This window comes from Sphingomonas sp. SORGH_AS_0789 (assembly GCF_031453055.1).
Taxonomy (GTDB): domain Bacteria; phylum Pseudomonadota; class Alphaproteobacteria; order Sphingomonadales; family Sphingomonadaceae; genus Sphingomonas.
On record NZ_JAVIYV010000001.1, the window covers coordinates 1,121,076 to 1,140,213 of the forward strand.

The following is a 19,138-nucleotide window of genomic DNA, read 5'->3' on the forward strand; positions in this document are numbered from 1 at the left end:
ATCCATGGCATCCCGGCAACAGACGATGCTGAACCGGCTCCACCGGGTCCGCACGCTGCAACTCAACCTGACGATGGCGGAGGAAGCGCGCGCGCAGGAACGCGTCGCCACCGAACAGCAACTCTCCCAGCGTATCGGCCAGCTGATCGAGGCGGTTTCCCCCGCCCCGACCGCCAGCGCCTCGGCGGGATCGCTGATGGCCAATGCGCATTTCCGCAACCGGCTGCTCGAATCGGCCGATGCCGCGACCATGCGCATCCAGGTCGCCGAACAGCGCGCCGCCCATGCGGGCGAACAGACCAAGGCCGCCAAGCGCGACCAGACCGCCGTCGAGAAGCTGCTCGACCGCGCGCGCCTCGCCGCGATCCGTGCCGAGATGCGCGCGCTGGAGGATATGCCGTCCAGCGGCGGCAACCGGCGCAATCGGCACGAACCTTGCTGACATGTCTGTCATGATGTCGCCCCTCGCCTCCGTCCCCGCTTCCGGTCCCTCCGCCGTCCGCTCGTCGCTGACGGCGGGCGCGGGCGATGCGATGAGCTCCGCCTTCGCAATGCTGTTCGCGCTGGTGCCCGGCATGGGCGGGGACGCCACGGCGGAGACGGGCGAGGCCGCGAAACAGGGCAAGGGCAAGACCGGCGGCGAGACGGACAAGGACGGCAAGCCCTTGCCGAGCGACGCCACCCTCTTGCCGACGGCGGTGCCGCCGCTCCCGATCCTTCCGGTCGAGGAGACGACCGTGGCGGCGCCGACCGATGCGGTACGCGCCTCGGCCGCCCCGATCACGACGTTGCTCGCCACCATGCCGGTTTCGCCGGAACAGGCGATGCCCGTGGCCACCTCCACCGGCGACGGCGCGGCGCCCGCCGATGCGGTCGCATCGAGCGGCACGACAGGCTTGGCGAAGGCGCCCCGCTTCCCGTCCGAAGCCCTGCCGGTCGCTGCGGACATACCGGCACAGGCGATGGCTGCTCCCGGCGACGGGCAGGCCCTTGCCACCACGGCATCCGCGACACGGACCACCGCCCCCCTGCCCTCCGGTACGGGGTCCACCCTCCGCTCGACGGGGGAAGCGGCGTTGGCGACCCTGTCGACCGATTCGACCGTGACCCAAGCCACTCGGGAGCAGGGCCCGGCGCTACGCTCGGACGTACCGGCGCGCTTTGCCGCCACGGCGCAGGCGGTGCCGCTCGCTGCGCCGCCGACCGCCGAAGCCTCCGCCCCGATCCTGCAGACGGGCCAGACCGCGCCCGCCCTCCAGCTGTTCGCCGGTGCCATGCGCGCGGCACAGGACGAACCCGAGGAGCGGTCCGGCCGCCGCAAGGATGCAGGGCTGGGCGCCATCGACCCCGCGACGCTGACCCGCGCCGATTCGCTGACCGCCGCGCCGGTCGCGGCGATGACGGGCGCCGAGCAGGCCCCGCTCGACATGACGCAAGGCCATTGGCCGCAGGGCATGATCGACCGGATCGAGCGGATGCGCGAGGACGCCGCCACCGCCGACACCCGGATCCAGCTGTCCCCCGACGCGCTGGGCGGCATCGCCGTCGCGCTGCGCCATGAGGACGGCGCGACGCATATCCACTTCACCGCCGACCAGGCGCAGACCGCGACGATGCTCGCCGATGCGCAGCCGACGCTCGCCCGGCTTGCCGAGGAAAAGGGCATGCGGCTGGGCCAGACGGCGGTCGATCTGGGCCAGTCGGGCGGCGGCGGCGGCGAGCGCCAGCCGCAGCGCCAGCCCGAACCCGTTCTGCCCACCCGCCCGGCGCTTGCCGGGGGGACGGCCTCCAGCGACGCCGGGGATGCCCCCGCCGACGCCACCACCCGAATCGCCTGAGGATTGAGACATGAGCGACGCCAAGGAAACCGAAGAGAAGGCGCCCAAGAAGAAGGGCAAGCTGGGCAAGATCATCGTGATGGTGGTCGGCGTGCTCGTCCTGCTGGGCGGGGGCGTGGGCGCGGGGCTCTATGCCGCCAATTCGGGCCTGATCGGCGGCGGCCATGCCAAGGAAGAGGACCATGGCGAGGCCGAGGCCGAGGCCAACCACCCCGGCCCCAAGCTGGTGCCCAAGTCCGAGCAGAAGCGCGCGGGTGAAGGCGGCGAGGGCGAAGGTGGCGAGGGCGGCGGCCATGGCGGCGGCGAGGGCGGCGAAGGCGGCGAGGCCAAGGAGCATGTCGGCATGGCGACCCCGGTCGGCGACGGCGGCGAACGCTATGCGTCCAACTATTACGAGATGCCCAAGGACTTCACCTCGAACCTGCGCGACTCGGTGCATGTCATCCAGGTCGGGCTGGCGGTGTCGACCCCCTATGACGATACGGTCATCAACAATCTGAAGACCAACGACCTGGCGGTCCGCTCGGCGATCCTGATGGCGCTGGGCGATGCCAATGAGGAACAGGTGTTCAGCAGCGAGGGCAAGCGCCAGCTGCAACGCAAGCTGGTCGACGCGATCAACGAGATTCTTCGGCAAAAGGAGGGATTCGGGGGTATCGCTAACGTCTACTTTACCAATTTCGTTGTTCAGTGAGGCATGGTTAACGCCCCCGCCCAGGCCGACGAACGCGAGCGTCTTCGTCCCCAAAGCGCCGATCACGGCGTGCTGGGGACGACGAAGCTCAATCCGTTCGGCGACCTGCACACGATGCAGCATCTGTCCGCGCGTCTCGCGCGGTCGCTGCGGGGGCTGTTCGAATCGCTGCTTCGCGAAGAGCTGCGCTGCTGGGCCGAGCCTTTGGTCGTCCAGCGTTTTTCCGACTATCGCGCCGAGCGCGGCGACGGCCTGAGCGCGTGGTTGCCGATGGCGATGGTGTCGGTCGGCGGCCCCGCGATCCAGGACAATGCCCATGCGCTGTGCGTGCTGGAGGGCGGGTTCAGCCTGTCGCTGATCGACCTGCTGTTCGGCGGGAACGGCACCGCGCCCGACACGCTGCCCGGCGAGTTCTCGCCCGCCGCCGACGCGATGATCCGCCGCCTGGGCGGCATGATGGCCGAGCCGCTGCGCCGCGCCTGGGAATCGCTCGCCCGGATCGAGTTCACCGCGGGCCCGCCCGAATCCTCGCCCGCGATGCTGCCGGGCCTGGAGGGCGAGGATGCGATGATCGTCACCCGCTTCGGCATTGCGGGGCATAACCGCCGCCCGACCATGCTCGACATCCTCTATCCGGTCGCCGCCCTGAAGCCGCACGGCTCGGCGCTGACCGGCAAGGTCGTCGACAAGCAGGCCGAGGCCGATCCGACCTGGCGCGGCGACCTGACCCGCGCGGTGATGACGGTGCGTTTCCCGGTCCGCTCGGTGCTGGCCGAACCCGTCGTCTCGCTCAGCCGCCTGATGGAGCTGAAGATCGGCGACGTGATCCCGATCAGCTTCGGCCCCGAAGTGCCGGTGATGGTCGGCGGCGACCTGCTCGGCATGGGCACGGTCGGCACCGCCAATGGTCGCGCCGCCGTCCAGCTCACCTCGCTTGCCCGCTCGGCCGAAGGTCTGGCGCAGAATTTCCACGAAGGACCCGTAGAATGAACGATATGGCCGGGGGATTCCCCGTCGACACGTCGGTCGCCGCCAATTTCCGGCTGCTCCAGGATGTCGATGTCAAGCTGACCGTCGAGATCGGCTCGACCCAGCTGTCGCTCCGCGAGCTGCTGGCGCTGTCCGAATCGAGCGTGATCGAGCTGGACCGCCAGGCCAACGAACTGCTCGACGTGCTGGTCAACGGCACGCTGATCGGGCGTGGCGAGGTGGTGACGGTCGGCGACCGTTTCGGCGTGCGCATGACCGAGCTGGTCAACCCCGACAAGCGCGGCTGACCCCCGCCATGCTCTGGTCCTACATCCTGAAGCTCGCCGTCCTGCTGCCGCTGATCTGCGGGCTGATGATCGGGTGCCTGTATCTGTGGCGGCGGCTGGAAAGCCGGATGCCGGGCCGTCCCGCGACGCGGCTGATCCATGTCCGCGAGACGATGATGATCTCGCCCGGCCTGCGGCTGGCGGTCATCGAGTTCGAGGGGCGCAACCTGCTCGTCTCGGTCGGGCGCGGCGGCGTCCAGCTGGTCGACAAGGTGGAGGGCAAGGGCCAGGCCCCGATCGCCCCCGCGCCCGTGCCGCCCACGCCCCCGCGCCGCGGCGACTTCGTCTCGCGCTTCGCGCCCAAGCCGACATCGTTCGACCAATGAGCATTTCCGTCACCCGTCGCGGCACCGGCCCCGCGCTGATCCGCGCCCATAGCCAGGACGCGCCGCGCCGCAGCCTGAAGCCGCTGTGGATCCTGCTCGCGCTGCTGCTGGCGCTGGTCATCGCAATGCCCGCCTTCGCCCAGGCCGCGCCCGGCGCAGCCCCGGCCGCCGCCCCCGCACCGGGTGTCGGCGACGCGGTCGACCGCGCGCTGGGCCAGCTGGGCGGCGGGGCCAATGGCGGTTCGGGCTCGCTGAGCCTGTCGCTCCAGGTCCTCATCATCATGGGCCTGCTGACGATCCTGCCGGGCATCATCCTGATGATGACCAGCTTTACCCGGATCGTCATCGTGCTCGCCATCCTGCGCCAGGCGCTGGGCCTGCAACAGACCCCGCCCAACCAGGTGCTGATCGGCCTGTCGGTGTTCCTGTCGCTGTTCATCATGGCGCCGACCATCAGCGAGATCAACGCGAACGCGATCCAGCCCTATGCCGAGGGTCGCCTGCCCGGCACCGAGATGATCAAGACCGCCGGCGCGCCGCTCCACGCCTTCATGGCCAAGCAGACGCGGGTGAAGGACGTCACGATGTTCGCCGAAATGGCCAAGTCGGGCCCCTATGCCAGCCCGAACGACATTCCCTATGCCGTGCTGCTGCCCGCCTTCGTCACCTCGGAACTGAAGACCGCGTTCCAGATCGGCTTTCTCATTTTCCTGCCCTTCATCGTCATCGATCTGGTGGTCGCCACCGTGCTGATGGCGCTGGGCATGATGATGCTGTCGCCTTCGATCATCTCGCTGCCGTTCAAGCTGCTGCTGTTCGTCCTGGTCGACGGATGGGCGCTGACCATGGGCAGTCTGGCGAACAGTTTCGCGACTTGAGGGGTGGGGCGTGGGCTTCGACTTCGCTCAGCCTGAACGGCTGAAGGGAAGAGCCCCCTCCCCTCATCGGCTCAGCCTGAACGGCCGTAGCGGAAGGCCTTCGTTAACCATTTTCAGACCATAACCCCGTTCAGCCTGAGCGAAGTCGAAGGCCATGGGAAACCCTGACCCACACGGGACAAAGACCGCATCATGGACGCCCAATATTTCCTGACGCTGGCCAACCAGACCATGTGGGTGCTGGCGCTCGCGGCCGCGCCGATCCTGCTGCCCGTGCTCGTCTCGGGTCTGGTGATCGGCATGATCCAGGCCGCGACCTCGATCAACGAGCAGACGCTGTCCTTCGTCCCCAAGCTGATCGTCGTCGCCGTCTCGATCCTGATCTTCGGCAGCCTGATCGTCGGGCTGCTCAGCGACTTCACCGTCAGCATGTTCGAGCGCATCCCGGATCTTGTAAAATAACATGCTCGGCTTCGGCCTCTCGATCGAGCCGCAGGCCTGGGCGATCCTGTTCCTGATGATCCGCATCGGGGCGGCGTTCGTCACCGCGCCCGTATTCGGTGCGGTGTCGATCCCCCTGCCCGTCCGGATCAGCCTGGCCGGGGCCATCGCCTTCCTCGTCCATTCGGTCCATCCGGTGGTGCCGCCGCCGGTCATCTTCTCGGTCCCCACCATCCTGTCGGTCGCGGCCGAGGCGATCGTGGGGCTGGCGCTGGGGCTGATCCTCCAGGTCGCCTTCACCGCCCCGCTGGTCGCCAGCGAGCTGATCGGCGGGTCGATGGGGATCAACTTCGCCGCGACCATCGATCCGCTCAACGGCCGCTCGACCCAGGCGCTGGGCCAGTTCTTCACCGTCATGCTGACCCTGTTGTTCCTGTCGGTCGACGGGCATCTGGTGCTCGTCGAGACGATCGTGAAAAGCTATGAGGCGCTGCCCCCCGGCCAGGCCTGGATGGCCCCGACGCAGTTCAAGGCGATCGCGCTGTTCGGCGGCTATGCGTTCCTCGCCGGGCTGCTGCTGGCGTTGCCGGTCGGGTTCCTGCTGCTCTGCCTGAATCTGGTGGTCGGCATGATGAGCCGCGCCGCGCCCGCGCTCAACCTCTTCTCGGTGGGCCTGCCCGCCGCGCTCGGCGTCGGGGTGATCGCCATCGCCGTCGCCTTCCCCGCCATGGGCGATTACATGCTCGTCATCATCCGCGAGGCGCTGTCCGCCACCGAAACATTGGTGATCGGCTGATGTCGGAGGGCGGCGAGAAAACAGAAGCCCCAACCCAAAAGCGCCGCGACAAAGCGCGCGACGACGGGCAGGTGCTGCGCAGCCGCGATCTGGCGGCCGCGCTGGTGATGATGGCGGGTATCGCCTGGCTGATGTTCGCGGGGCCCACCTTGCTCGGCGCGTGCAAGGCGGTGATGGCCACCAGTTTCCAGTTCACCCATGCCGATGTCGAGGATTTCGAGCCGTTCCGCCCGCTGATGGAGGCGGGATGGAAGCTGCTGCCCTCGCTCGCCTCGCTGTTCGCGGTGACCATCGTCGCGACCATCGCGTCGCAGGCGGGGCTGGGCTCGCTCCACTTCAACGCCAAGGCGCTGGCGCCCAAGCCGTCCAAGCTCAACCCCGCCTCGGGGCTGAAGCGCATCTTCGGGATGCAGGGCTGGACCGAGCTGGGCAAGTCGCTGCTCAAGGTCGTGCTGCTCGGCGCGATCGGCGGCGTCCTGTTGTGGCGCTCGTCGCGCACCACCATGGGGCTGGCCCAGTCCGACCTGAACAGCGCGATCGGCTCGCTGGGCGGCACCTTCACCTCCATCCTGCTGGTGATGGGCATGGGGCTGGTCCTGATCGCGGGCTTCGACGTGCCGATCCAGATCTTCCAGCTGATGTCCAAGCTCAAGATGACCAAGCAGGAAGTGAAGGACGAGCATAAGGAAAGCGAAGGCAACCCCGAGGCCAAGGCGCATATCCGCGGCAAGCAGCGCGAGATGTCGCGCCGGGCGGTGCGCGCGGCGGTGCAGGAGGCGCATGTCATCCTGACCAACCCGACCCATTTCGCGGTCGCGCTGCGCTACGAGCGGGGCCAAGACGAGGTGCCGGTCGTCGTCGCCAAGGGTCGCGGCGCCACCGCGCTGGCGATCCGCGAGCTTGCCGCCGAACTCGATACGCCGGTGCTGGAATATCCGCAGCTCGCCCGCGCGGTCTATTATACCAGCCGCGAGGGGCAGGAGGTGCGCGCCGACCTGTATCAGGCGATCGCGGTCGTCCTGGCCTTCGTCTTCGGGCTCAACGCGGGCGCGGGCGGCACCGCCCAGCCGCCGGTCGAAGTGCCGGAGGGCGCCCGCTTCGACGAAAACGGCGTGGCCCAGCCATGAGGGGCAAGGCCGTGATCGCCGCGCTCCATTCGCCGCATCCGCCTAAAGTTCGGACGCAGGCGGTCGTTAAGGATGTCGGGCGCGTGCCGAAGGATTGCCGATGACTGATGTTTCCGTGACCGCGTCGTCGACCAGTACGACGACCAGTACGACCGCCAGCACCACCAAGACGGCCGCCCAGGCGCTGTTCAACTCGCTGCAGACGGGATCGGGCATCGACCTGTCGTCGGTCGTCCCCGCGCTGATCGAGGCCCAGTTCGCCGCGAAGACGGCGGCGCTCAAGACCCAGTCGGACACGCTGACCTCGCAGATTTCGGACGTGTCCTCGATCAAGAGCAGCATCACCGATTTCGCCTCCGCCCTCGCCTCGCTGGCGAAGGGGGGGACGCTCGCGACGCAGGCGGTCAGTTCGGACCCCAACAGCCTGTCCGTCACCACCTCGGCGGGCGCCAAGCTGGCGGGCATGTCCAAGTCGATCACCATCAACGCGCTCGCGACCGCGCAGGTCTCCTCGACCAAATCCTCCTATTCCTCGACCGCCTCGCTGGGCACGGGGAGCCTGTCGATCAAGGTCGGGTCGAAGGATGCGATTTCGGTCACCATCGACAGCGCCGATTCGACCCCGTCGGCGCTCGCGGCCAAGGTCAATGCCGCCAATACCGGCGTCAAGGCCGCGGTCATCACCGATTCGTCGGGCAACGCCTATCTGTCCTTCTCGAGCGCGACCGGCAAGGACAACAGCTTCACCATCACCGCGAGCGAAGGCGACACGGCCGGCCTGTCGCGGCTGAACGTGGGCAACAATGCGAGCGGCACCTCCACCTCGTCGACCGCGGCCAATGCCAGCATCACGATGGACGGCGTCACCGTGGAACGCTCTTCGAATACCGTCAGCGATCTGGTCCAGGGCGTGACCATGACCCTGTCGGCGGTGACCAGCAAGGCGGTGTCGCTGACCGGTTCGTCGCCGACCACCGCGCTCAGCAATGTCGTGTCCAACTTCGTGTCGACCTTCAACGACAATATCAAGGCGATCGCCAAGGCGACCGATCCGATCACCGGCTCGCTGCGCGCCGACCCCGCCGCGCGTTCGCTGGCCCAGACGCTGCGGACCATCACCACGACCAAGCTGGTGCCCGGCGATTCGGCGGCGGGCGCCCCGCTGACCCTGGCCGATCTGGGCGTGAAGACCGAGAAGGACGGCACGCTGACCGTCGACCAGACCCGCCTGTCGCAGGCGCTCAGCAAATATCCCGACGTGGTCGAGAAGATGTTCCGGGCCAGCGACGACAATGTCATCGGCCTGTCGGCCCAGATGAACACGATCCAGATGTCGTCGACCAGCAGCATCTATGGCCTGACCGCCTCCTATAACAATCTGACCCAGCAGAAATCGGATACGGCCCTGGCGCAGACCAAGCTGGCGGACTCCCGCCAGACGGCCAGCGACGCGCTGACCGCGCGCTTCGCGCAGATGAACAGCCGGGTCACCGCCTATAAATCGGTACAGAGTTTCATGGACCAGCAGGTGAAGATGTGGACGAAGGGCAATTGAGATGACGTACGCCTCCGCCCTTCTGACCGATCCTGCCGCCGTCTATCGCCAGATCGACGTGGTCGGCCGCACCGCCATGGCCGATGGCCCCGCGCTGGTCACGCTTCTCTACGAGGAACTGGTCGCCGCGCTCCGCTCCGCCGCCTGGGCGACCGAGCATGGCCAACTGGCGCGCAAGAGCGAGCGGGTGACGCGCGCCACCGCGATCCTGTTCGCGCTGGAGGCGGGACTTGATTTCGAGAATGGCGGCGAGATGTCGATCACCTTCGCCAAGCTCTATGGCGGCGCGCGCAAGCAGATCGTCGATGCCTCGCTGGGCCAGAACGCCCAGGTGTTCCGCAACGTCGCGGCCAGCATCGCCGACATTGCCGAGGCATGGGAGACGGTGCGCAAGATGAACAACCCCAAGAAGGACAGCTGAGGCCCTTTCCCCCCCGGTTCTCACCGGATCCCTTCCCTCCGTTCAGCCTGAGCGACGTCGAAGGCCACGGGATGACAGGGGATTCCTGGCAAAACGCGGAACATGCGCTTCGACTTCGCCCAGCGTGAACGGCCGTTGGGACCGTAAGGCGGTATGACCTAAGGCCGATCGACATTCAGCGACGCCTTTCCGTCCCTCGCCCCTCGTGAGGGGAGAGGGTTGCGCAGACTTGGCCTTTGCGAGAGCAAAGGCTTAGTCGGAGCTGGGTGAGGGGTGGGCGCTCGCGAAGCGAGCGCGCGAGCCCTTGGGCTCGCTCAACCCCTCACCCAAGCTGCGCTAGCCAGCAGGCTGGCAAGCTTCGCTAACCCTCTCCCCTGTCCAGGGGAGAGGGAAGAAGAAGCGATACTGAATGCCGATCCGCCCTACCGCCGGAACCAGTGCTTCTGCACGAAGTAGATCACGATCCCCGCCGAGATCAGCGCGCAGGCGCCCAGGATCGCGTCGAACGCCCAGGGCTCCTCGGCATAGGGCAGGTTCTTGACGTTCATCCCGTACAGCCCGGTGATGAAGGTCAGCGGCAGGAACACCATCGCCACGATCGAGATGACCAGCGCGCGATTGTCGATCTGTTCGGCGCGCAGGTCGGTCAGCGTCTCGTGGATCAGCGCCGAGCGTTCGCGGATCGACTCGAGCTCCTCGGCCATGCGCGCCGCGCGGTCGGCGGCGGCGGACAGGTGCAGCCGGTCGTCATCGGCCAGCCAGTCGCCGGGAAGCGCCGCCAGCTTCTCCAATGCCGCGCGCTGCGGGTTGAGGAAGCGGCGATAGCCGATCGCGGCGACCCGCACCCGGCTGACCGTGCGGCGAAGCTGGAAGACGCGGCGTTCGTCCAGCTGCTCCTCGCAATCGTCCAGATCGTCGCCCAGGCCCGCGACATCGGGGTCGAGATCGTTGGTGATCGCGGTGGCGAAGGCGGTGATCAGGTCGCCGGGATCGTCGATCGCGCCCTTCTCGACTTCCTGCCGCACCAGATCGACCGCCAGCAGCGGACGGCGCGTCACCGAATAGACCCGGCCCTTCACCGCCCAGATCCGCACCGAGGCGAGCATGTCGGAGCCGTCGAGCGGTTCGCTGCTCCGCCCGCGAAGATTGACGAACGCCCCCTCGCCCACCGCCTCGCACCGGGGGCGCGTCTCGGTCGCGGTCAGCGCGTCGACGACATAATCGCCGACATGCGCCGAATCGCTCAGCCAGCGCTGCGCGACCGCGTCGTTGGTCTCCAGATGCACCCAGACCAGCCGGGCCTGAGTCGCGATCGCCTCGCGGATCGGGATGGTCGTCGCCTGGCCCTGATCGACGCGATAGGCAAAGCCGGTCATGCCGGGATCGCCATCGCCAGATCGACCACCTGCCCCTCGCCCGGATCGGCGGGGGCGGCGTCGCTGGCGATCCGCACCGCATCGGCGCGCGCACGGTCGAGGATCGCGCCCGGCACGTCGGCGCGGTGATAGACCCGGTCCGCCGCAGCGAGCGCGCGCGCCTGGCGCAGCGTCAGGTCGTCGGGATCGGTCGAGGTCAGCACGAACGCCTCGAACCGCGCCGCAGGCCGGTCCGCCCCCGCCAGCCAGGCGGCGACATCGCCCTCCGCCTTGAGCGGGTCGAGCGGCCCGCTCGGCGACAGCGCCGCCCCGATCGCCCGCCGCCGCTCCGCCCCGTCGGGAAAGCGCGCGCGCAGACCCGCCCGCGCGGCATAGAGTCCCTCGGCCAGCGCCCCCAGCCCGGCGGGCAGCAACGCCTCCAGCCGCTGGCGCAGCGCCGCCGCCAGTCCGGCCGAGACGCCGCCGGTTCCGACCGCGACGATGACCGGCCCCCGCTCGACGATGGCGGGCAGGGTGAAGTCGCACGCCGCCGGGCGATCGACCGCATTGACCAGCACGCCGCGCGCCTTCAGCCGAGCGATGGCGGCCTGCGCTTCGTCCTCATCCTCGATCGCGACGATGGCGAGCGCAGCTTGGGCGTCCTCGCCCACCACCTGCGCCCCCGCCCGGTCGAGCAGGCGGCGCTTGGCCTCGGCGGGCTCGCCCTCGCCCAGCAGGATCACCGGACGGCCGCCCAGCCGGACGAACAGCGGCAGGCTGGCGAGGCTCACCTCACCATTCCTCCCCTGTAAGGGGAGGGGGTGTGCGAGCTTTGGCTTGCCCCCGGCAAGTCAAGATTGTGCCGGGGGCACAATCTCGCTCGCACACGAAGCTGGTGGAGGGGTGTCCCGCTATCGAGAGGGGTGACATCCCTCCGTCAGGCCTGACGGCCTGCCACCTCCCCTTCCAGGGGAGGAAGGCGGCAGGTCGCGACATCACTTCTTCAGCCACTCCGGCACGCGCTCGGCGGCGATGATCGTCTCGGCGGCGATGCGGTCGGCGACGACGGCGAAGCGGTCGCCCTCGACCATCACCTCGGGCACCAGCGGGCGGCTGTTATAGGTCGACGCCATGGTCGCGCCATAAGCGCCCGCGGTGCGGAACACGGCGAGATCGCCCGACTTCACCACGTCGATCTCGCGGTTCATCGCGAAGGTGTCGCCCGTCTCGCAGACCGGCCCCGCGATATTCGCCATCATCGTCTCGCCGGTCGGCCGAACCGCGACGAAATCATGCCAGGCATCATAAAGCGCCGGGCGCGCCAGGTCGTTCATCGCCGCATCGACGATGACATAAGGGTTGGCGACGCCGGGCTTCACCCAGACGACCTCGGTCGCCAGCACGCCCGCATTGCCCGCGATCACCCGGCCGGGTTCGAACATCAGCTCGACATCCCAGTCCTTCGTGACGCGCGCCACCATCTCGCCATAAGCGGCGGGGGCGGGCATCACGTCGCCGGGCTTGTAGGGCACGCCCAGACCGCCACCTAGATCGACGCGGCTGATGCGGTGCCCCGCCCCGCGCAGCTCCGCGACCAGCTCGCCGACGCGCTTATAGGCGGCCTCCAGCGGCGCGAGATCGCCCAGCTGGCTGCCGATGTGGCAGGCGACACCCTTCAGGTCGATGCCGGGCAGCCCCGCCAGACGGTCGAACATGCCGAGCGCCTGGTCGATCGGGACGCCGAACTTGTTCTCCTTGCGGCCGGTCGAGATCTTGGCGTGCGTCCCCGCATCCACGTCCGGGTTCACGCGCAGCGTGGCGGGAGCGACCAGCCCGCGCTCATGCGCCAGCTCGGCCAGGACCGCGCCTTCTTCCTCCAGCTCCAGGTTGAACTGGCCGATCCCGGCCTCGAGTGCGGCGACCAGCTCTCGCTTCGTCTTGCCGACGCCGGAGAAGACGATGTCCTCCGCCTTCATCCCCGCCGCCAACGCCCGGCGCATCTCGCCGACCGAGACGACGTCGGCGCCATAGCCTTCATCGGCCAGCACGCGCAGCACGGCGAGATTGGGGTTCGCCTTGATCGCATAGGCCAGGTGGACGCGCGGCAGGACGCTCAGCCCCTCGCGAAACACCTGTGCATGACGCCGGAAGGTCGAGGCGGAATAGATATAGACCGGCGTGCCGACTTCGGCGGCGATCCGGGACACGGCCACGTCCTCCACATGGAGTTCGCCGTCTTGGAAATGAAAATGGTCCATCAGCGGGGGGGCAAATCAAATTCGTCCGAACGCCGTTCCTGCGACTGGGTCATCAGTTCGTCGGAGCGTTGCGGGCGTTGTTGGGGGGTCGGCGTCAGCAATTGCTGCGCCGTGGGGCGGACGGTGGCGCCGCGCGGCGCGACGGGCAGTTGCTCGCCCTTGGGCGGTTGCAGCCGGTTGGCCGCGCCGCAAGCACTCAGGCCGAGCGCGACCAGCAGGACGAGCGCCCGCCTCATGCGGGAAGGCCCCGCGCGGTCGCGATGGCGGCGCGGACATTGGCGGGCGCGGTGCCGCCGAAGCTGACCCGGCTGGCGACCGAGGCATCGACCGACAACACGTCATAGATGCGCTCATCGATCCGCGCGTCGATGCCGGTCAGCTCGTCGATCGACAACTGGTGCAGCATCACGCCCTTCTCCTCGGCCAGCTTCACCGCGCGACCGGTGATGTGATGCGCCTCGCGGAAGGGAATGCCGCCCACGCGCACCAGCCAGTCGGCCAGGTCGGTCGCGGTCGAGAAGCCCGCCTCCGCGACGCCGCGCATCCGTTCCGTGCGGAAGGTCGCGCTCTGGATCATGCCGGTCATCGCCGCGATCGACAGGGCGAGCAGGTCGTGCGCCTCGAACACCGGCGGCTTGTCGTCCTGCATGTCCTTGGAATAGGCGAGCGGCAGGCCCTTCATCGTGACCATCAGGCTGGTCATGCAGCCCATGATCCGCCCGGCATGGCCGCGCACCAGTTCGGCCGCGTCGGGGTTGCGCTTCTGCGGCATGATCGAGCTGCCGGTCGACCACTGGTCGGACAGAGCGACGAAGCCGAAGGGCTGCGACGCCCAGAGCACGAACTCTTCCGCAAGCCGCGACAGGTGCAGCGAGCAGTTGGTCGCCGCCTGGAGATAGTCGATCGCGAAGTCGCGGTCGCTCACCGCATCCAGCGAGTTGCGCGTCGGCGCGTCGAAGCCCAGCGCGGCGGCCGTCATGTGGCGATCGACCGGAAAGCCCGTCCCCGCCAGCGCCGCCGAGCCCAGCGGGCACTGGTTCATCCGCACCCGCGCGTCCGCAAAGCGGCTGGCGTCGCGCACGATCATCTCGTGATAGGCCATCAGGTGATGGCCCAAGGTCACCGGCTGCGCCGATTGCAGATGGGTGAAGCCGGGCATCACGCTGTCGGCATGCTCTTCCGCGCGGATCAGCAACGCCTCGCGCAGCGCGCCCAGCGCCGCCAGCGTCTCATCGATCGCGTCACGCACCCACAGGCGGAAGTCGGTCGCCACCTGGTCATTGCGCGACCGCGCGGTGTGCAGCCGCCCCGCGACCGGGCCGATCAGTGCAGCCAGCTTCGCCTCGGTCTGCATATGGATGTCTTCGAGGGTCAGGTCCTCGGCCACGCCGTTCGCGGCATAATCCTCGGCGACCCGGTCCAGCCCGGCGGAAATCGTCGCAGCGTCCTCGGCCGAGACGATGCCCTGTTTGCCCAGCATGGCGACATGCGCTTTCGATCCGGCGATGTCCTGTTTCCACAGTCGCTTGTCGAAGGGGATGGACGCGTTTATCTCGCGCATCACCGCGGCGGGACCTTCTGCGAAGCGCCCGCCCCACATTGCGTTGGAGCCGCCCATGTCGTCGCGTACCGTGATCGCCTGTCTCCTGGGGCTGATGGTCGCCGGGTGCGATAAGCAAAGCCCCGCGCCGGAGCAAGCCGCCAACACCGCCACGGGCGAAGTTTCGAGCGGCGAAGTGACCGCCGGGGAAGTGACCGGCGGCGAAGTCGCCTCGACGCCCGAAGCGCCCAAGCCTGCCGGGGCGGTGAACCGCAGCCACAAGGGCGAGGCCGCCCCGACGCTGGGCTTCACCACGCTCGACGGCAAGCCGACAACGCTGGCCGATTTCCGGGGCAAGCCGGTGCTGGTCAATCTCTGGGCGACTTGGTGCGGGCCGTGCGTCGCCGAGATGCCGACGCTGGCCGCCACGGCCGAGCGGCTGAAGGGCAAGGTCGCGGTGATCGCGGTCGCGCAGGACGAAGCCGCCAAGGTGAAGCCGTTCCTGGCGGGCCGGAAGCTCGACGCGCTGCCCGTCTATCTCGACCCCAAGCTGGGGTTGAGCGTCCATTACCAGGCCAATCTGCCGACCACGATCCTCTATGGCGCGGACGGCAAGGAGATTTGGCGGGTGACGGGCGGGTTCGACTGGGCCGGGGCCGAGGCCCAAAAACTGCTGTCCGAGGCGAAATAACCGTCACAGCGGCGGGAATTTTCGATACACGGCGGGGGAGCGCCGTTCGCGATACGCGAAAAAAGCCCCGCCCGGCACGAACCGGGCGGGACAGGCTGGGGTAAACGGTCGACGAAGCGGATCGCAAACGGCGCTCCCCCGCTTTCGTCCTGACAAGACAAACAGATGCCGCGCCGGTCATCGGCCGCCGAACAACATTGTCGGTGCATCGCAAAGACGCGCGACTTCATCATTGTCAGTTATGCAAGGGAACGCGACGGACGGATCGAACACAGGATCCGCCTGCACTTTTCGGTCATTCAAGAGCCCCCCTCTTGATTTGCACTGGTCATAATCGATCCCGTCAGCCCGGTCAAATATATTATACTTTCCTTTGCTGCTGTCGCTTCGACAGTAACAGAGCAACCGATCATCGCATGCTGCGTTGCACCACGAGCCACGTCCCGCCAGCGAGGGACGGATGGACTCACCGATGGAGACGCCGAGCCGATGATGCAGGCCAATCGCCGTGAACTGGTCGCGGCCCTCGCCATTCTGGGCGTATCGCCACGCCTCGCCGCCCAGGCGCTTGCCCCCGGTGGCGCGACCGGCACCCCCCAGCCCTTTTCCTGGGCCGCGCTGCAAAAGCGGGCAGAAGAGCTGGCGCGCCAGCCCTATCGCCCCCAGGCCAAGGTCGAGGCAGCGGCGGCAATCGACTATGACGCGGTGGGCACGATCCGGTATCGCGACGACCGCACGCTGGCGGGCGGCATCCGCCTGTTCCCGCTGGGCCGCTATGCGCCCCATCCGGTCGGCATCAACATCGTCGCGAACGGCCAGGCGCGCGCCGTGCCCTTCTCGCCCGCGCTGTTCACCGCCGAGGCGGGCCATGCGCCGCCGCTGGGCATCGCCGGGTTCCGCGCGATGACGGCCGACGGCAAGAGCGACTGGCTGGCCTTTCAGGGTGCCTCCTATTTCCGCACGGCGGGTGCGCAGGACCAATATGGCCTGTCGGCGCGGGGGATCGCGATCGACACGGGCATCGACGGGCGCGAGGAATTTCCCGCCTTTACGGACTTCTGGATCGAGCGGACCGGCGCGCAAGCCTATACCGTCCATGCGCTGCTCGACGGCCCCAGCGTCACAGGGGCCTACCGGATCGAGTCGCAAAAGGGCGCGGCCGGCGTCGAACAGCGCGTGTCGGCGGTGCTGTTCTTCCGCCGCGATGTCGAGCGGCTGGGCATCGCGCCCGCGACCAGCATGTTCTGGTATGGCGAGGGCAACCGGGCAGCGGGCAGCGACTGGCGGCCCGAGATTCACGATTCGGATGGCCTCGCACTGCTGACCGGCGCGGGCGAGCGGCTGTGGCGGCCGCTCGTCAATCCGCCGCGCCCGACGCTCGACAGCTTCGCCGACACCGATCCGCGCGGCTTCGGCCTGCTCCAGCGCGACCGGGACTTCGATCATTACCAGGACGACGGGGCCTTTTACGACCGCCGCGCGAACCTGTGGGTCCAGCCGCAGGGCGATTGGGGCCGGGGCCAGGTGATGCTCTATGCCTTTCCCACCGCGTCGGAGACGGTCGACAATATCGTCGCCTTCTGGAACCCCGCCGATGCGCCCAAGGCGGGGCAGAAGCGGCAGTTCGACTATCGCCTGAGCTGGGGATCGACCGATCCCACCATCGTCCCGGCCGTCGCCCATGCGGTCGACCTGTGGACCGGCGCGGCGGGGCGGCCCGGTGCGGAGCCGACGCCGGGCGCGCGCAAGCTGGTGGTCGACTTTGCCGGCCCCGTGCTGGCCGGGCTCGACCGGCAGAGCGGCGTGACGGCCGATATTTCGGTCACGCGCGGCAAGCTGCTGACCCAGGCCGCCTATCCGGTGGTGGGACAGCCCAATCGCTGGCGCGTCACCGCCGACATCGCGCCCGAAGGTCAGGGCCCCGCCAATGTCCGCCTGTTCCTGAAGCGCGGAACCAGGGCGCTGACCGAGACGGTGCTCGCCCCGGTCTTCCTGCCGTGACCCATCCGCGCGCCATCATGCCGCCGCCCGCACCGCTGACCATGGCGGTGCAGCGTTTCGATGGCCCGCCGCCGCCGCACTCCGCGCCCGAGCCGCGCGCCGGGGTCAATCTGGCGCCCGACGATATCCTCACCCGCCGCCTCCTGCTGGTTCTGCTGACCGGGTTGCTGGCGACCGCCGCCTCGGCCGCAGTCAAGGAAGCCCTGCTGAGCGACGGGCTGAACCTGCTCGACGGGCTGTTGCTGCTGCTGTTCTTTCCGCTGTTCGCCTGGATCTCGTTCGGCTTCGTGACGGCGGCGATCGGTTTCGTCCTGCTGATCTCGCGCGCGCATCCGGGCATCACCCCCGCGCCCAAGGGGGCCGCGCCGCCGACCGCGCGGACGGCGGTGCTGGTGCCGGTGCATAACGAGGATGTCGATGCGGTGTTCGACCGGATCGCGCGCATGGCCGTCATGATCGACCGGGCGGGGGCGGCCGACCGTTTCGCCTTCTTCGTCCTGTCCGATTCGGGCGAAGCCGCCGAGGCCGAGGAGCGCGCCGCCTGGGAAAAGCTCGCCCCCTGGCTGGCGGTGCCGCTCTATTATCGCCGCCGGACCGAGAATGTCGGTCGCAAGCCCGGCAATGTCGCCGACTGGATCCGCAACCAGGGCGGTGCCTACGACTTCATGCTGATGCTCGATGCCGACAGCCTGATGGGCGGCGACACGATCGTCGGCATGGCGCAGATCATGGAGCAGCGCCCCTCGATCGCGCTCCTCCAGACCGTGCCGATGATCATCGGCGCGACGACCTTCTTCCAGCGCTGGATGCAGTTCGCCAGCCGATTCTACGGCCCGATCTCGACCGCCGGGCTGGTCTGGTGGTCGGGGTCCGAATCGACCTTCTGGGGGCATAACGCGCTGATCCGCATCCGCGCCTTTGCCGAGAGTTGCGGCCTGCCCGACCTGCCCGGACGCCCGCCCTTCGGCGGCACGATTATGAGCCATGACATGGTCGAGGCGGCGCTGCTGCGGCGGCGCGGCTGGCGGCTGCACATGCTGATGGTCGAGGACAGTTTCGAGGAATATCCCCCCACGCTGATCGACCAGGCGGTGCGCGACCGGCGCTGGGCGCAGGGCAATACCCAGCATCTGAAACTGCTGGGCGCGAGCGGTTTCCACTGGATCAGCCGGTTGCAGCTGCTGATCGGCGCCTCGGCCTATCTCACCTCGCCCGCCTGGCTGATCCTGATCGCCACCTCGATCGCGCAGAGCCTGTCCGACGATGCCGCGACGGTGCGCGCGGTGACGTCGGCGCGGGTGCTGGTCGTGACGCTGATCCTGCTGTTCGGGCCGAAGCTGCTGAGCGTCGTCTGGGCGATGGCCGACCGCGAACGCCGGGCCAGCTATGGCGGCGCGCGCGCGATCCTGGCCTCGGTGGCGCTCGACGTGCCGCTGTCGATCCTGACCGCGCCGGGAATCGCGCTGACCCAGACGATCGACCTCGTCAACATCATGCGCGGCAAGCCCTCGGGCTGGAACCCGCAGAGCCGGGTACGCGACGGGCTGGCGGCGGCGGATGCGATGCCGCGCTATCGCTGGCATCTGGCGCTGGGCGTGGTGTTCCTGGGGGTGTCGTTCCTGAACCCGGTGCTGGGCGCGTGGCTGTCGCCGGTGACGCTGGGGCTGCTGCTGGCGCCGTGGCTGGCGATGGAGACGGCCAAGGTCCGGCCCGGCGAGCGGTTGGCGAAGAAGGGCGTGTTTGCGGTGCCGGGGTCGGTGGTGGCGGAACCGGCGCGGCCTTTGGCCATGGTGTGAGGGTGGGGCATGGGCTTCGACTTCGCTCAGCCTGAACGGCGTTTTGTATCCAGACCCATTCCCTCGCTCCGTTCAGCCTGAGCGAAGTCGAAGGCCACGCCCCGT

20 protein-coding genes are annotated in these 19,138 nt (G+C 68.6%); 15 read left to right on the forward strand and 5 right to left on the reverse strand.

What is annotated here, in order from left to right; all coding sequences use genetic code 11:
- Window positions 1-4: 4 nt before the first annotated feature.
- The 12 genes from QE360_RS05185 (at window position 5) to QE360_RS05240 (ending at window position 9,392) form a co-directional block, all read left to right on the forward strand.
- Entirely contained in the window at window positions 5-442 is a 438-nt protein-coding gene (locus QE360_RS05185; RefSeq protein WP_307102103.1) for a hypothetical protein, read from the forward strand.
- A 10-nt stretch (window positions 443-452) separates the two neighbouring features.
- On the forward strand, window positions 453-1,838 hold the full coding sequence (locus QE360_RS05190; protein ID WP_309699818.1) for a flagellar hook-length control protein FliK: 1,386 nt from the start codon (window positions 453-455) through the stop codon (window positions 1,836-1,838).
- Between the two features lie 10 nt (window positions 1,839-1,848).
- Window positions 1,849-2,532 carry a flagellar basal body-associated FliL family protein gene (fliL, locus tag QE360_RS05195; protein WP_309691556.1) on the forward strand — a complete coding sequence of 228 codons (684 nt, stop codon included), beginning with the start codon at window positions 1,849-1,851 and terminating at the stop codon, window positions 2,530-2,532.
- Window positions 2,533-2,535: 3 nt separating this feature from the next.
- Window positions 2,536-3,522, forward strand: a complete 987-nt coding sequence (locus QE360_RS05200) for a flagellar motor switch protein FliM (protein WP_309691554.1) — start codon at window positions 2,536-2,538, stop codon at window positions 3,520-3,522.
- Entirely contained in the window at window positions 3,519-3,809 is a 291-nt protein-coding gene (fliN, locus tag QE360_RS05205; protein ID WP_007406148.1) for a flagellar motor switch protein FliN, read from the forward strand. The genes QE360_RS05200 and fliN overlap by 4 nt, the downstream gene beginning before the upstream one ends.
- 8 nt (window positions 3,810-3,817) lie before the next feature.
- Complete coding sequence (locus QE360_RS05210) at window positions 3,818-4,174, forward strand: flagellar biosynthetic protein FliO (RefSeq protein ID WP_307102093.1); 357 nt, start codon at window positions 3,818-3,820, stop codon at window positions 4,172-4,174.
- Complete coding sequence (gene fliP, locus QE360_RS05215; RefSeq protein WP_309699821.1) at window positions 4,171-5,052, forward strand: flagellar type III secretion system pore protein FliP; 882 nt, start codon at window positions 4,171-4,173, stop codon at window positions 5,050-5,052. Before QE360_RS05210 ends, fliP begins: the two co-directional genes overlap by 4 nt.
- 192 nt (window positions 5,053-5,244) lie before the next feature.
- Window positions 5,245-5,514 (forward strand): flagellar biosynthesis protein FliQ, encoded by a 270-nt coding sequence (fliQ, locus tag QE360_RS05220; protein ID WP_307102089.1) that lies wholly within the window; start codon window positions 5,245-5,247, stop codon window positions 5,512-5,514.
- A gap of 1 nt (window position 5,515) precedes the next feature.
- Window positions 5,516-6,289 (forward strand): flagellar biosynthetic protein FliR, encoded by a 774-nt coding sequence (fliR, locus tag QE360_RS05225; RefSeq protein ID WP_309699824.1) that lies wholly within the window; start codon window positions 5,516-5,518, stop codon window positions 6,287-6,289.
- Window positions 6,289-7,416, forward strand: coding sequence for a flagellar biosynthesis protein FlhB (gene flhB, locus QE360_RS05230; protein WP_309691536.1), 1,128 nt, complete (start codon window positions 6,289-6,291; stop codon window positions 7,414-7,416). Before fliR ends, flhB begins: the two co-directional genes overlap by 1 nt.
- Window positions 7,417-7,516: 100 nt before the next feature.
- Complete coding sequence (fliD, locus tag QE360_RS05235; RefSeq protein ID WP_309699826.1) at window positions 7,517-8,971, forward strand: flagellar filament capping protein FliD; 1,455 nt, start codon at window positions 7,517-7,519, stop codon at window positions 8,969-8,971.
- A 1-nt stretch (window position 8,972) separates the two neighbouring features.
- A complete protein-coding gene (locus tag QE360_RS05240; RefSeq protein WP_307102081.1) occupies window positions 8,973-9,392 on the forward strand; it encodes a flagellar protein FliS in 420 nt (139 codons plus the stop codon).
- A 422-nt stretch (window positions 9,393-9,814) separates the two neighbouring features.
- Here the strand turns inward: QE360_RS05240 and QE360_RS05245 are convergent, their stop codons facing one another.
- The 5 genes from QE360_RS05245 to argH all read right to left on the reverse strand — a co-directional run bounded on the left by QE360_RS05245 (window position 9,815) and on the right by argH (window position 14,605).
- Entirely contained in the window at window positions 9,815-10,768 is a 954-nt protein-coding gene (locus tag QE360_RS05245) for a zinc transporter ZntB (protein ID WP_309699828.1), read from the reverse strand.
- Window positions 10,765-11,538 (reverse strand): bifunctional precorrin-2 dehydrogenase/sirohydrochlorin ferrochelatase, encoded by a 774-nt coding sequence (locus QE360_RS05250; protein ID WP_309699830.1) that lies wholly within the window; start codon window positions 11,536-11,538, stop codon window positions 10,765-10,767. Before QE360_RS05250 ends, QE360_RS05245 begins: the two co-directional genes overlap by 4 nt.
- A 204-nt stretch (window positions 11,539-11,742) precedes the next feature.
- On the reverse strand, window positions 11,743-13,005 hold the full coding sequence (gene lysA, locus QE360_RS05255; protein ID WP_309699832.1) for a diaminopimelate decarboxylase: 1,263 nt from the start codon (window positions 13,003-13,005) through the stop codon (window positions 11,743-11,745).
- Window positions 13,005-13,241, reverse strand: a complete 237-nt coding sequence (locus tag QE360_RS05260) for a hypothetical protein (protein WP_307102074.1) — start codon at window positions 13,239-13,241, stop codon at window positions 13,005-13,007. Before QE360_RS05260 ends, lysA begins: the two co-directional genes overlap by 1 nt.
- The gene (argH, locus tag QE360_RS05265) at window positions 13,238-14,605 is read right to left on the reverse strand and encodes an argininosuccinate lyase (RefSeq protein WP_309704068.1); all 1,368 of its coding nucleotides are present in this window, start codon (window positions 14,603-14,605) and stop codon (window positions 13,238-13,240) included. The genes QE360_RS05260 and argH overlap by 4 nt, the downstream gene beginning before the upstream one ends.
- A gap of 16 nt (window positions 14,606-14,621) precedes the next feature.
- Here argH and QE360_RS05270 point away from each other — a divergent pair, with 16 nt between their 5' ends.
- From QE360_RS05270 to mdoH, 3 genes are all read left to right on the forward strand, one after another.
- Complete coding sequence (locus QE360_RS05270) at window positions 14,622-15,236, forward strand: TlpA disulfide reductase family protein (protein WP_309699834.1); 615 nt, start codon at window positions 14,622-14,624, stop codon at window positions 15,234-15,236.
- 489 nt (window positions 15,237-15,725) lie between these two features.
- Window positions 15,726-17,237 carry a glucan biosynthesis protein gene (locus QE360_RS05275; RefSeq protein ID WP_309699836.1) on the forward strand — a complete coding sequence of 504 codons (1,512 nt, stop codon included), beginning with the start codon at window positions 15,726-15,728 and terminating at the stop codon, window positions 17,235-17,237.
- Window positions 17,234-19,033, forward strand: a complete 1,800-nt coding sequence (gene mdoH, locus QE360_RS05280; RefSeq protein ID WP_309699838.1) for a glucans biosynthesis glucosyltransferase MdoH — start codon at window positions 17,234-17,236, stop codon at window positions 19,031-19,033. Before QE360_RS05275 ends, mdoH begins: the two co-directional genes overlap by 4 nt.
- The last annotated feature ends 105 nt before the right edge of the window (window positions 19,034-19,138 follow it).

What these genes read in the sequence shown, in the direction of transcription:
- fliR (WP_309699824.1), top strand. Translation starts at nt 5,516, where the DNA reads ATGCTCGGCTTCGGCCTCTCGATCGAGCCGCAGGCCTGGGCGATCCTG.
- fliD (WP_309699826.1), top strand. Translation starts at nt 7,517, where the DNA reads ATGACTGATGTTTCCGTGACCGCGTCGTCGACCAGTACGACGACCAGT.
- QE360_RS05270 (WP_309699834.1), top strand. Translation starts at nt 14,622, where the DNA reads ATGTCGTCGCGTACCGTGATCGCCTGTCTCCTGGGGCTGATGGTCGCC.
- QE360_RS05185 (WP_307102103.1), top strand. Translation starts at nt 5, where the DNA reads ATGGCATCCCGGCAACAGACGATGCTGAACCGGCTCCACCGGGTCCGC.
- QE360_RS05275 (WP_309699836.1), top strand. Translation starts at nt 15,726, where the DNA reads ATGATGCAGGCCAATCGCCGTGAACTGGTCGCGGCCCTCGCCATTCTG.
- fliL (WP_309691556.1), top strand. Translation starts at nt 1,849, where the DNA reads ATGAGCGACGCCAAGGAAACCGAAGAGAAGGCGCCCAAGAAGAAGGGC.
- lysA (WP_309699832.1), bottom strand. Translation starts at nt 13,005, where the DNA reads ATGGACCATTTTCATTTCCAAGACGGCGAACTCCATGTGGAGGACGTG.
- QE360_RS05200 (WP_309691554.1), top strand. Translation starts at nt 2,536, where the DNA reads ATGGTTAACGCCCCCGCCCAGGCCGACGAACGCGAGCGTCTTCGTCCC.
- QE360_RS05260 (WP_307102074.1), bottom strand. Translation starts at nt 13,241, where the DNA reads ATGAGGCGGGCGCTCGTCCTGCTGGTCGCGCTCGGCCTGAGTGCTTGC.
- argH (WP_309704068.1), bottom strand. Translation starts at nt 14,605, where the DNA reads ATGTGGGGCGGGCGCTTCGCAGAAGGTCCCGCCGCGGTGATGCGCGAG.
- QE360_RS05240 (WP_307102081.1), top strand. Translation starts at nt 8,973, where the DNA reads ATGACGTACGCCTCCGCCCTTCTGACCGATCCTGCCGCCGTCTATCGC.
- QE360_RS05210 (WP_307102093.1), top strand. Translation starts at nt 3,818, where the DNA reads ATGCTCTGGTCCTACATCCTGAAGCTCGCCGTCCTGCTGCCGCTGATC.
- fliP (WP_309699821.1), top strand. Translation starts at nt 4,171, where the DNA reads ATGAGCATTTCCGTCACCCGTCGCGGCACCGGCCCCGCGCTGATCCGC.
- fliQ (WP_307102089.1), top strand. Translation starts at nt 5,245, where the DNA reads ATGGACGCCCAATATTTCCTGACGCTGGCCAACCAGACCATGTGGGTG.
- fliN (WP_007406148.1), top strand. Translation starts at nt 3,519, where the DNA reads ATGAACGATATGGCCGGGGGATTCCCCGTCGACACGTCGGTCGCCGCC.
- QE360_RS05245 (WP_309699828.1), bottom strand. Translation starts at nt 10,768, where the DNA reads ATGACCGGCTTTGCCTATCGCGTCGATCAGGGCCAGGCGACGACCATC.
- QE360_RS05190 (WP_309699818.1), top strand. Translation starts at nt 453, where the DNA reads ATGATGTCGCCCCTCGCCTCCGTCCCCGCTTCCGGTCCCTCCGCCGTC.
- flhB (WP_309691536.1), top strand. Translation starts at nt 6,289, where the DNA reads ATGTCGGAGGGCGGCGAGAAAACAGAAGCCCCAACCCAAAAGCGCCGC.